General features: G+C 65.3%; 9 protein-coding genes. 3 read left to right on the top strand and 6 right to left on the bottom strand.

Features of this window, described 5'->3' with window-relative positions:
- Nucleotides 1-18: 18 nt before the first annotated feature.
- Genes KTQ36_RS04400 through KTQ36_RS04385 form a run of 4 tightly spaced genes read right to left on the bottom strand, consistent with a single transcriptional unit; the run spans nucleotide 19 to nucleotide 5,333 of the window.
- Nucleotides 19-720, bottom strand: a complete 702-nt coding sequence (locus tag KTQ36_RS04400) for a class I SAM-dependent methyltransferase (protein ID WP_218632520.1) — start codon at nucleotides 718-720, stop codon at nucleotides 19-21.
- On the bottom strand, nucleotides 710-1,843 hold the full coding sequence (gene prfB, locus KTQ36_RS04395; protein WP_218632519.1) for a peptide chain release factor 2: 1,134 nt from the start codon (nucleotides 1,841-1,843) through the stop codon (nucleotides 710-712). Before prfB ends, KTQ36_RS04400 begins: the two co-directional genes overlap by 11 nt.
- A gap of 33 nt (nucleotides 1,844-1,876) precedes the next feature.
- Entirely contained in the window at nucleotides 1,877-4,429 is a 2,553-nt protein-coding gene (locus KTQ36_RS04390) for a penicillin-binding protein 1A (RefSeq protein ID WP_255554222.1), read from the bottom strand.
- 43 nt (nucleotides 4,430-4,472) lie between these two features.
- Nucleotides 4,473-5,333: an N-acetylmuramoyl-L-alanine amidase family protein gene (locus tag KTQ36_RS04385; RefSeq protein ID WP_218632518.1), complete on the bottom strand. Its 861-nt coding sequence runs from the start codon at nucleotides 5,331-5,333 to the stop codon at nucleotides 4,473-4,475.
- 327 nt (nucleotides 5,334-5,660) lie between these two features.
- Between KTQ36_RS04385 and KTQ36_RS04380 the strand changes: the two genes are divergently transcribed.
- The 3 genes from KTQ36_RS04380 (at nucleotide 5,661) to KTQ36_RS04370 (ending at nucleotide 10,233) form a co-directional block, all read left to right on the top strand.
- Nucleotides 5,661-8,084: an Rne/Rng family ribonuclease gene (locus KTQ36_RS04380; RefSeq protein ID WP_218632517.1), complete on the top strand. Its 2,424-nt coding sequence runs from the start codon at nucleotides 5,661-5,663 to the stop codon at nucleotides 8,082-8,084.
- Between the two features lie 89 nt (nucleotides 8,085-8,173).
- Nucleotides 8,174-9,523, top strand: a complete 1,350-nt coding sequence (locus KTQ36_RS04375; RefSeq protein WP_218632516.1) for a M48 family metalloprotease — start codon at nucleotides 8,174-8,176, stop codon at nucleotides 9,521-9,523.
- Nucleotides 9,523-10,233 (top strand): DsbA family protein, encoded by a 711-nt coding sequence (locus tag KTQ36_RS04370; protein WP_218632515.1) that lies wholly within the window; start codon nucleotides 9,523-9,525, stop codon nucleotides 10,231-10,233. The genes KTQ36_RS04375 and KTQ36_RS04370 overlap by 1 nt, the downstream gene beginning before the upstream one ends.
- On the opposite strand, the gene KTQ36_RS04365 is transcribed toward KTQ36_RS04370, so the two are convergent.
- Both KTQ36_RS04365 and KTQ36_RS04360 read right to left on the bottom strand, forming a co-directional pair.
- Complete coding sequence (locus KTQ36_RS04365) at nucleotides 10,230-10,916, bottom strand: RlmE family RNA methyltransferase (protein WP_218632514.1); 687 nt, start codon at nucleotides 10,914-10,916, stop codon at nucleotides 10,230-10,232. The genes KTQ36_RS04370 and KTQ36_RS04365 overlap by 4 nt on opposite strands.
- Entirely contained in the window at nucleotides 10,913-11,956 is a 1,044-nt protein-coding gene (locus KTQ36_RS04360) for a Ppx/GppA phosphatase family protein (RefSeq protein ID WP_218632513.1), read from the bottom strand. The genes KTQ36_RS04365 and KTQ36_RS04360 overlap by 4 nt, the downstream gene beginning before the upstream one ends.
- Nucleotides 11,957-12,106 lie beyond the last annotated feature (150 nt).

The following is a 12,106-nucleotide window of genomic DNA, read 5'->3' as shown; positions in this document are numbered from 1 at the left end:
CAACGGCTCTGGCGCCGTTCAAGCGTCTTCCTCGCACACGTCGATTTCGCTCGGCTCGGGAAGCTCGCGGCTAATGCGGAACGCCGCGAAATAGGCGTCCGCGCCCGCAATTTCCGCTGTCCGGATGCGCTCCATGCCGAGCGCCGCAAACTCGCAGTCGAGCAGGCCGGGCGGCATGCCGTGACGCTTGATCGGCCGGTCCGCATCGACCACCACGACCTCGCCGCCCTGCCTGAGGCCCTGTCGCAAGTTCCACAGGAACTCGTAGGGCTCGGTCACTTCGTGATACATGTGGACGAGGAAGATGCGGTCGAAGCTCGCCGGGGGAAGCCGCGGATCGGCCGACGCGCCCAATCGCACCGAGACATTCTCCAATTCCTCGCGCTGTACGCGCCGCGCCAACGCATCGCGCGTCTCGGGGATAATGTCCTGCGCCAGCACGCGCCCGCCCGGCCCGACCGCATTGGCCAGCCGGATCGTATAATAGCCCTCGCCCGCACCGATATCGGCGACCGACATGCCGGGCACGATGCCCGCCAGTTCCATGACCTGCTCGGCCTCGCCGACACGGTCACGCGCATCTTCGGTTGAAAAGCGGTCCGAGACGATCGGCGCGACCGCGCGTCCCGCCACCGGGAAGCCGCCATTGGCCTCGCGCGGATCGGCATCGCATCCGGCAAGCGCTGCCAGCGCCGTCAGGGCAATCAGCCTATTCGACATCGTCGTCCGCAACCTCGACCTTTTCGCCCGTCACGCGCTGCGACAGCGCCGCGGCCATGAATTTGTCGAGGTCGCCATCCAACACGTCTCCGGGCGCCGTCGAGATCACGCCCGTGCGCAAATCCTTCACCTGCTGGTAAGGCTGGAGCACATAGCTGCGGATCTGGTGACCCCAACCGATGTCGGTTTTGCTCGCGTTGGCCGCATTCGCCTCTTCCTCGCGCTTCTGCAACTCGGCTTCGTAGAGGCGCGCTTTGAGCTGCTTCATCGCCTCGGCCTTGTTCTTGTGCTGCGAGCGCTGCGATTGCGAGGCGACGACGATGTTGGTCGGGATGTGCGTGATGCGCACCGCGCTGTCGGTCGTGTTGATATGCTGCCCGCCCGCACCTGACGCGCGATAAGTATCGATGCGAAGATCGCTCTCGTTGATCTCGATATCGATGTCGTCATCGACTTCGGGATAAACCCAGACGCTCGAGAAGCTCGTGTGTCGCCGCGCCGAGCTGTCATAGGGCGAAATGCGCACAAGCCGGTGCACGCCGCTCTCGGTCTTCGCATAGCCGTAAGCATTCTCGCCCTTGAGCAGCAGCGTCGCCGACTTGATCCCCGCCTGTTCGCCCGCATGATGGTCGACCAGCTCGACCTTCATCCCGCGCCGTTCGGCCCAGCGCGTGTACATGCGCTGGAGCATCTCGGCCCAGTCCTGGCTCTCGGTCCCGCCGGCACCGGCATGGACCTCGACATAGGCATTATTTCCATCCGCTTCGCCCGCCAGCAGCGCTGCGACCTTGTCGCGCTCGGCGCGCTCGGCCAGCTGCTCGAGGCTCTTGACCGCATCGTCGACGAGCCCGTCGTCGCCTTCCATTTCGGCCATTTCCATCAGCTCGAGCGTGTCGGCCAGTTCCTTTTCCATGTTACGCGTGGCCTTCATGGCGTCTTCCAGCCGCCCGCGCTCGCGCATGATCGCCTGCGCGCCCTTGGGGTCGTCCCACAGGGTCGGGTCCTCGACCTTGGCGTTCAGCTCGTCGAGCCGCTTTTGCGCGACATCCCAGTCGAGGAAACGGCGCAAGAGCTGCGTGGCGGCATTGATCTGGTCGGCAAAGGCTTGCGCTTCGGCGCGCATGGTCGAATTCCCAAAGTCTGTTCGATGGCGGCGTTAGTAGATGCCGCCCTGTCGTTGCAAGAAGTCGTCGTCGGCAGGCGCGGGCTGTGCGGGCCGCGCGGGCGCCGGGCGCGTGACGAGATTGTCCGGAATAGTCGGCAAATCGTCCTCGGGCTCTTCCTCCACCGCGCGCCAGCTGCGCCGCGGTTCGGTCTGCGGCTTGAATGCTTCCCAGATGACGCTCGACAGACGCTCCTCGCTGGTCGGGAACGTCCCGAACACGCGCGTCCCCGTCTGGCGATCGATCCGCACCATGCGGATGCCGGGCGGCGCCCTGAACGGCACCTTGGGCCGGTCCTTGAGCACTTTTTCGGCGAACATCATGAACACCGGCCCCGCCGTATTCCCGCCCTGTGCTGATCGCGACAGGTTCCGGTTCTCGTCATAGCCGATATAGGTGCCGGTCACGATCTCGGGCGTTCCGCCGACGAACCAGACGTTGGTCGGTCCGCTCGTCGTGCCGGTCTTGCCGAACAGCGGCATGTCGAGGCTGGCAAGCCGCACTGCGGTCCCGCGTTCGACCACGCCGGTCATGATATGCACCATCTGGAATGCGGCCTGCGCATCAATGATCTGGCGCGCGCGGCTGGGCGGGCGGGGCATGTTGCCGCCGTCATAATCGGCCGCGTTGCAATTCTCCATGATCGCGCAGCGATTGTCCTGGCGGAAGATGACCTTTCCTTTGCGGTCCTGCACATAGTCGATCAGGCTCGGCTTCACCTCGCGGCCATGGTTGGCGAGGATGGCGTAGGCATTGGTCAGCGCAAGCGGGGTCGTCTCCCCCGCTCCCAGCGCAATCGAGAGGTAGTTGGGATATTGGCCAACGCCCATCCGCTCAGCATTGGCGGTAATCTTGGCCATCCCGGTCTCGCTCGCGGTGCGCACGGTCATCAGGTTGCGCGACTGCTCGACCCCCCAACGCAGCGTCTTGGGCCCCGAATATTTGCCGTCGAAATTGCGGAAGCATTTTTCGCCCAGGTCCGCGCCCTGCCAGACGCAGAAGGGCGAATCGAGCACGACCGAGGCGGGCGTGAACCCGTTTTCCAGCGCCGTCACGTAGACGATCGGCTTGAACGCCGAACCCGGCTGGCGCCGCGCCTGCGTCGCACGGTTGAGCCCGCCGCCCATCGCGTCGAACCCGCCCTGCATCGCCAGCACGCGGCCGGTATTGACCTGCTGCGCGACGAAGGCGCCCGAGACTTGCGGGATCGAACGCAGCGCATATTCGTCATTGCCCAGGTCCTTGACGACGATGATGTCGCCGACCGCGATATTGTTGAAGGCGATGCCTCCGCCGCCCGCGCGGGGCTGGAGCGCGGCCGAGCGCGGCAGCAGCGCGGTCTCGCCATTGGTGAAGCCGATCCGCGCCGCCTGCCCGTCTTTCTCGAGCACGACCGCCTTCTTCCAGTCGGGGAAGCCGGTACCCACCGCGGCGATGCGCAGCTGGCTGTTCCAGTCCTGGCTCATGTCGATCTTCATGCCGAGATCGCGCCAGCCGCGCGACCCGTCATAACGGGCCAGCTGTTCGCGCAGCGCTTCGGCCGCCGCGTCCTGCATCTCGGCATCCATCGACGTGCGGACCCACAGCCCGCCGGCATAGACGCTGTTCTCGCCGTCGCCGGCTTCCTCGCCATAATCTTCGAGCAGCTTGCGACGCACTTCCTCGAGGAAATAGCCGCCCATTTCGCGGAACGGCTGCGCCGAGCCTTGCGGGATGGCGACCAGTTCCTCGGCAATCGCCGCATCGCGCTCTTGCGGCGTGATGAAGCCATTCTCTTCCATCTGGCGCAGCACGTAATTGCGCCGCGCCGTGGCGCGCGCCTTGTTGCGCACCGGATGGTAATTGCTCGGCCCCTTGGGGATCGCCGCCAGGTAGGCGACCTCGTGCAGGTCGAGCTCGCCGACATCCTTGTCGAAATAGGCGCGGCTCGCCGCCTGCACCCCGTAGGCGTTCCGCCCGAGGAAAATCTCGTTGAGGTAGAGCGCCAGGATTTCTTCCTTCGACAGCGTATCTTCGATCCGGAAAGCGAGCACCGCTTCGCGCACCTTGCGAACCGGCGAATAATCGTCGTCACCCGACAGGTTCTTCGCGACCTGCTGCGTAATGGTCGAACCACCCGCCGCGCGGCCGCCGCCCGTCACCGACTTGGTCGTATATTCGAACACGGCGTTGGCGAGCGCGGGATAATCGATCCCGCCATGCGAGAAGAAGGTCTTGTCTTCCGCCGAGATGAACGCTTCGACCACCTGGATCGGGTAGTCGTCATAGGAGAGGTTGACGCGACGTTCGCGCGCGTAGGTGCCGATCGGATTGCCGTCATTGCCGCGCACCATGGTTGGCAGCGCCGGTTCGTAGCCGAGGATTTCCTCCTCGCTCATCTGGTTCGCGCTCAGGATCACCCACAACAGCGCCACCGCGATCAGGCCCACGGCGACGATATAGAAAAGCCAGCGCACCCAGCGCTTCTCGCGCCACGGGTCGAGCCGCGCGTGAACGCGATTATTGAACGCGACCAGGTCGGGCATGGGAATGGTGGGCATGTTCATGTCTGGCACCGCTCTAGCGTCAAAGCCCCGCCTCGAAAAGCGGTTAGCGCGGCCCGCGTGCAGCCAAGTCGGCCTCGATCGCTTCGGCCAGCGCCTGCACGAGCGGACGGCGTCCCTCCACGCTGCTCAGCCGCGCGGCATCGGTCGCATTGGTAAGATACCCCGCCTCGACCAGCGCGCCCGGCGTCTGCGCGCCCCGCAGGACGACAAAATCGGCGAATTGGTGCGGTGTGGGGCGCAGCGGCACCCCTTCGCCGGCACGACGCAGGAAACGCCGCGCGAAGGCGGCGCTCGCGCTCATCTGGTCGCGCAACGCAAGATCGGTCAGCAGATGTTCGACCGCGCCTTCGCCGCCACTCGTGACCGGCCCCACCCGTTCGCGCTCCGCCGCCGCCAGCGCAGCCGCTTCCTTGGTCGAGGCGACGTCGGACAGTGAATAGATGGTGACCCCCGTCGCTTCCGGATTGGGCGCGCTATCCATGTGGATCGACACGAACAGGTCGGCGCCGATCGCGCGAGCGATCTGCGGCCGCTGTTCGAGGTTGACGGTCGCGTCCTTGTCGCGGGTCAGTGCCACACGCACGCGTCCGCGCTCGACCAACAGGTCGCGAAGCTCTTCGGCGAAGGCCAGCGTCAGGTCTTTTTCGCGCACCCCGCCGGGGCTCACCGCGCCGCCATCCTCCCCGCCATGGCCCGGATCGATCAGCACCATCGGCTGGCCCGGCACGCGCGCCTCGCTGATCCGCACCGGCCCGCCTGCTTCGCGCAGGTTGATGGTGACGCCCCCTTCGCCCGCCTCGCCCTCGATCACTTCGCGCGGGTCGGTCCGGTCGGGCGCGCGGCCCTCTCCGCCACAAGCGGCGAGCAACGCGCAAATCGACAAAAGGGCGGAAATCCTGATCATCTTGCCCCTTGTGCCACACTCGGCGCGGCCTGCAAGTCTCGTTCACATTCGCTTGCGGGGGCCAAGGACTGGTGCTAACCGGACCTCCTAGCCCAAGCCTATTCGGGTGCGGGCACTCACGAGGTTGACGCTGCATGACGCCACAAGACGCCCATTGCGCTCCCGCTCCAGCGGTACAGCGCGCGTCTAACGCCGGGACACCGGCGATGGCCCATGCAGCAAAGACAGATTTCCCAACAATCGTCCCCGCACCGTCTGGAACGGGCGGGATCGCAAATATGGCATGGCCGGCTCGCCTGAACGCGCCGCCTGCCCGGAGAAAAACCAATGTCCAAGCGCATGTTGATCGATGCGCGCCACCCGGAGGAAACCCGGGTCGCAGTCGTCGACGGAAACCGGATCGAGGAGTTCGACTTCGAATCCGCTGAGCACAAGCAGCTCAAAGGCAATATCTACCTCGCCAAGGTCACTCGCGTAGAACCGTCGCTCCAGGCGGCGTTCATCGAATATGGCGGCAATCGCCATGGCTTCCTGGCCTTTAGCGAAATCCACCCCGACTATTACCAGATCCCCAAGTCCGACCGTGACGCGCTGCTCGCCGAAGAGGCCGAGCATGCCGCCGAGGAAGAGCGGCTGCGTGCCGAAATGGACGCGGCGGATGACGATGACGCGCCCTCCAAGGACGAAGACGACGCTGCCGTCGCCGAGGATACTGCCGAAGGCGCCGAGGAAGTCGGCACCGAAAGCGATCGTTCGCCGGTCGATGAAAGTGCTGTCCACGAAGTGCGCAAGAAGCGCCAGGCGCTGCGCCGTCGCTACAAGATCCAGGACGTCATCCAGCGCCGCCAGGTGCTGCTCGTCCAGGTCGTGAAGGAAGAGCGTGGCAATAAAGGCGCTGCGCTCACTACCTACCTCTCACTCGCGGGCCGCTATTGCGTGCTCATGCCCAACACCAGCCATGGTGGCGGCATCTCGCGCAAGATTTCCAACGGCAGCGACCGCAAGCGCCTCAAGCAGATCATGGCCGACCTCAAGCTGCCCGGCAGCATGGGCCTGATCGTGCGCACCGCGGGCCTCACCCGCACCAAGGCCGAGATCAAACGCGACTTCGACTATCTCGCGCGCCTGTGGGACGAAATTCGCGACAAGACACTCAAGTCTGCCGCCCCTGCGCTCATCTATCGCGACAGCGACCTGGTGAAACGCGCGATCCGCGACCTCTATTCTCGCGAAATCGACGAGGTGATGGTCGAGGGCGAGGACGGCTACAAGGCCGCGCGCGGCTTCATGAAGCTACTCATGCCCAGCCACGTGAAGCGCGTGAAGCTTTACGACGACCCGACGCCGGTCTTCCAGCGCTTCGGGATCGAAGACCAGCTCTCGGGCATGTACCAGCCGGTCGTGCAGCTCAAATCGGGCGGCTATCTGGTCATTAACCCGACTGAGGCACTGGTTTCGATCGACATCAACTCGGGCCGCTCCACCAAGGAGCATAATATCGAGAACACCGCCTTCCAGACTAACCTGGAAGCGGCCAAGGAAATCGCCCGCCAGCTGCGCCTGCGCGACATGGCGGGCCTCGTCGTCATCGACTTTATCGACATGGAACAGAACGGCCATGTCCGCAAAGTCGAGAAGGCGATGAAGGACGCGCTCAAGAAGGATCGCGCGCGCATCCAGGTCGGACGGATTTCGGGCTTCGGGCTCATGGAAATGAGCCGTCAACGCCTGCGCACCGGCATGCTCGAGGCCTCGACCCACGCCTGCCCGCACTGTGACGGCACCGGACTGATGCGCACCGCATCGTCGTCGGGTCTCAGCGCGCTGCGCATGATCGAGGACGAGGCTGCGCGCGGCAAGGGCAACAAGATCGTGCTGCGCGCAGGTCGCGAAGCCGCCATCTTCCTGTTGAACAAGAAGCGCGCCGAACTGGCCGAGGTCGAAGAACGCTATGGCGTCTCGGTCGAGGTGGTGATCGACGAGAGCTTCGAAGGCGCCAAGATGAGCGTCGAGAGCCAGGGCCCGCGCCCGCCCAAGAATGCCCGTCCCAAGAACCAGATCGATATTTCGGACAAGAAGCCCGAGCCGATCGAGGACGAAGAGGACGAGGACGAAACCGCCGAGGATGACGAGGAGCGCAAGCCCCGTCGCCGTCGCCGCCGTCGCGGTGGTCGTGGACGTCGTCGTCGCGGTGGCGACCAGCCGCAGCAGGATGAGGCCGCCGAGGACCAGTCCGACGACAGGGCCGACGAGCCCAAGTCGGACGACGAAAAGCCCAAGCGCAAGCCGCGCACCAAGGCGAAGAAGGACGACGCGCCCGAGGCTTCCGACGACAAGGCTGAAGAGAAGCCCAAGACCCGTCGCCGTCCCGCCGCCAAGAAGAAGGCCGAAGACGCCGACGCCAAGGCTGACGAAAAGGCCGAGGACGAGAAACCCGCACCCGAGAAGCGTGCGTCGCGGAAGAAGGCGGAACCCAAGGCCGAGGACGACAAGGCCGAGGAAAAGCCCAAGAAGGCCACGCGCAGCCGCAAGAAGGCAGAGCCCAAGGAAGAGGCGACGGACACCGACGCCAAGGCCGAGGACAAACCCAAGCGCAAGACTGCGGCCAAAAAGGCACCCGCCAAGAAAGCGCCGGCGAAGAAGGCGACTGCCAAGAAGGACGACAAGCCCGCCGAGGCCGAAAAGTCCGACGCGGCCAACACCGACGATGCCCCGCCGCGCACCGGCTGGTGGCAGAAGACGTTCGGCTGATCGTGAACCGGCACCGCGCCCTGCCCCTTGCGGCCTGGCGCGGTGCCCCTTCATGGCCCGTTCAGCGCCCTGCTGCTGAAGTGCGCCTCATGAACGCGTTTCCAATCCGCGCATTGATCGCGCTGGTCGTGGCGGCATGCCTGTTCGCACGCCCCGCCTTCGCGCAATCGATCCTGCGCGACGCCGAGACCGAGGCCTTCCTCGACGAAATCAGCGCCCCGCTGGTCGAGGCCGCGGGCATGGTCCCCGAAAATGTCGACATCGTCATCATCGACGACCCCTCGATTAACGCCTTCGTCGCGGGCGGACAGATCGTCTATCTGCACTCCGGGCTAATCGCCGAAGCCGATCATGTCGGGCAGTTGCAGGGGGTCATCGCCCACGAACTCGGTCATATCGAAGGCGGCCATGTCATCCGCTTCCGCGACGGATTGGAAAGAGCCGGCAATATCAGCCTCGCCTCGATCCTGCTGGGCGCCGCAGCCATCGCTGCCGGCGCGGGCGAAGCGGGCATGGGCATCTTCATGGCCGGTCAGCAGGTGGCGACCTACAATCTCCTTGCCTTCACCCGCGTCCAGGAAACCAGCGCCGACCTTGCCGGCGCGCGCTACCTCTCGCATGCCGGCCTGTCGGGCAAGGGCAGCCTCGAATTTTTCCGCAAGCTTGAGAACCAGGAACTGCGGCTCAACATCCCGCAGAAGGACAGCTACGCGCGCACCCACCCCCTGTCGCGCGAACGCATCTCGACGCTGACCGGCGTCTATCAGCGCGACCCCGCATGGGAACGCCCGGTCAATCCCGATCACGAAGCCCGCTTCCAGCGCGTGAAGGCGAAGCTGATCGGCTATGTCGATCCAGCCCGCGCGACCCGCGACTATCCGCAGGGCGACAACAGCGTCGCCGGTCGCTACGCGCGCGCTTATGCCTGGCATCGTGGCGGCTATCCCGATGCCGCGCTGGGCGAGGCGGAAGAGCTGGTCGCGAGCGACCCGACCGATCCCTATTTCCAGGAATTGCGCGGTCAGATCCTGCTCGAAAACGGCAATCCCGAGGCTGCGATCGAGCCGCTCTCCAATGCCTACGAGATGACCAACGGCCACCCGCTGATCGCGGTCACGTACGGCCACGCGCTCATCGCCCGCGAGGATCCCGAGCAGATGGCAGAGGCCAAGCGCATCCTGCGCGCCGCCGTGCATAAGGATCGCGAGAACAGCTTCGCGTGGTACCAGCTTGGCGTGATCTACGACCGTGAGGGCGACTTTGCCGGCGCAGCGCTTGCCAGTGCCGAACGCTTTCACCTGATCGGCGAGCACAAGCTTGCCCTCGCCTCTGCGCGCCAGGCCATGAACAACATGAAAAATTCGGGTCCGGACTGGCTTCGCGCCCAGGACATCGCCATGGTGTCCGAAGCGGAAATCGAGAAGCTGGAGGACAAATAATGTCGAACAAGGTGCTGCTGGCGGGTCTCGGCGGAGGCCTGGTAGGCGCGCTCGCGACGGCGACTGTCCTCCTGGCGGCGGGGCCGGGCCTGATCGGCGAGCGACTGGTCCGCGATGCGATGACCAATCACCCCGACATCCTCGTCGATGCCGCCGCCTCGCTCGAGGCACAGCGCTTCGCTCCCATGCTCGAGGCCAATCGCAGCCTCATCGAAGAGCCCTTCCATTCCAGTTGGGCAGGCGCGGAAAATCCCGAAGTCACCTTGGTTGAATATTATGACTATGCCTGCGGCTTCTGCCGCCAGGCCAAGCCCGATCTCGAACGCCTCCTCGCCGAGGACCCGACCCTGCGCGTCGTCTATCGCGAATTGCCCGTGCTCGGCCCCGCCAGCGTGGCTGCCGCGCGCGCTTCGCTAGCCGCGTCCAAGGCCGGCAAGTTCGCCGAATTCCACGAAAGCCTCTGGGCTTCGGGCGGGATCAGCGAAGAGTCGCTCAACGCCGCGCTCGACGCCGCAGGCATCACGGTCGAGGCGCTCGACGACCCGGCCATCAACGCCGAAATCGATCGCAATCTCGAAATCGCAGGATTGCTCGGCGCGACGGGAACGCCGCTCTTCGTCATTGGAGACCAGGTGATCAACAGCGCCGACGGCTATGCCGCCTACAAGGACGCCATCGAACGCGCCCGCAAGAAAGCCCAGGACGCCTAGGCCTCGTCAGGGCGCCCCTTGAAGCCCTGCGCCACCACATACCATTCGCTCGATCCCTTGCGGCTCGCGGGGGGTTTGGCGTGCTTCACGGTCTTGAAGTGGCTCTTCATCTGCTTGACGAGACTATCGTCCGCCCCGCCTGCCAGCACCTTGGCGACATAGGCGCCGCCCGGCTCGAGGATCTCCACGGCGAATTCCAGGCCCGCCTCGATCAAGCCCATCGTGCGCAGATGGTCGGTCGCCTTATGCCCGACCGTATTGGCCGCCATGTCCGACAGTACGATATCGGCCGAGCCGCCCAGCGCCGCCTTGAGCTTGTCGGGCGCATCGTCGTCCATGAAATCCATCTGCAGGATCGTAACGCCATCGATCGGATCGGTCTCGAGCAAGTCGATCCCCACCACGCTCGCCTTGGGCGCGCGCTGGCGCACGACCTGCGCCCAGCCGCCCGGCGCAATGCCGAGATCGACCACGCCCTTCGCGCCGCGCAACAATTTGAAGCGATCGTCGAGTTCGATCAGCTTGTAGGCCGCGCGGCTGCGATAGCCGTCATGCTTGGCCTTCTTCACATATGGATCGTTGAGCTGGCGTTGAAGCCAGCGGGTCGAGCTTGCCGTGCGCTTCTTCGCAGTCCGCACCCGCTCTTTGCCGCCGCCACCCCGGCGTCCTCCACTCTTGCTCATAGTCGATGTCCGTCCCGTGCCATCAGGCTGCGCAAAATACCCTCGCGGATGCCGCGGTCGGCCACGCCCAGTTCGGCAGCGGGCCAAATGTCGAGGATCGCCTCCAGGATCGCGCAGCCCGCGACCACCATGTCGGCGCGGTCCTCGCCGATACACGGCAGCGCCGCGCGTCCCGAAAAATCGAGTTCGCTGATCAGCGTCGAAATATCGCGCATGCTGTCGGTGGGGACCTTGAGCCCGTCGACTTGCTTGCGGTCATATGCAGGCAGCTGGAGATAGACCGATGCCAGCGTCGTCACCGTCCCGCTGGTCCCCAGCAGGCGGATATCGTCGCGATCCTTGGGCAGCCATTCTGCAAAGCGCGCAAAACCGCGCCGCGCTCGTTCGCGCATCCGCTCGTACGCCTTGACCCGGTCGGGCCCCTCGATTGCCTCGCGCCCTTCGCTCTCGGTCAGGCTGACTACGCCCCAGGGCGCCGACCACCAGGCACGGATCTTGGGCTCGCGTCCCTCGGGCTCGACCAGCACCAATTCGGTCGAGCCGCCGCCTATGTCGAAGATGACCGCCGGCCCGTCGCCCGGTCCCAGCAGCGTATGACAGCCCAGCACCGCCAGCCGTGCTTCCTCCTGCGGCGCGATGATGTCGAGCGCGATGCCCGTCTCGCGCCGCACGCGGTCGATGAACTGGCGCCCGTTGACCGCGCGACGACAGGCTTCGGTCGCGACCGATCGCGCCAGCGTCACGTTGCGCCGCCGCAGCTTCTGCGAACAGACAGACAGCGCCCCGACCGCGCGGTCCATCGCCTCGTCCGACAGGCGGCCCGAGGTCGACAAATTCTCGCCCAGACGGACGATCCGCGAAAAAGCATCGATGACGGTAAAGCCACCCGGCGTCGGCCGGGCGATCAGCAATCTGCAATTGTTGGTACCCAGGTCGAGCGCGCCGTAGCTGCGGTCCTGGTGGCGCCGCGCATGCGGGCTATTTCCTCTTTTCGCCCTTCGGCGGGGCGGTGGTGCCTTGGCGGGTTCTCCCTGCCCCATGGCCCAGTCCAATCTAGTTTTTCTGCACCGCGCAGACCATTCAGGCGCGGCTGACCTGCCGCCTTATTAGCGCGAGCCGCCGCCAAAGCGCAATATTTCCCGTTTTCAGTCGGTTGACAGGGTCACCCCACCCCCCTATTTCGCGCTTCC

Source organism: Sphingomicrobium clamense (assembly GCF_019264355.1).
Taxonomy (GTDB): Bacteria; Pseudomonadota; Alphaproteobacteria; order Sphingomonadales; family Sphingomonadaceae; genus Sphingomicrobium; species Sphingomicrobium clamense.
This window is presented reverse-complemented; position numbering and strand designations above follow the sequence as displayed.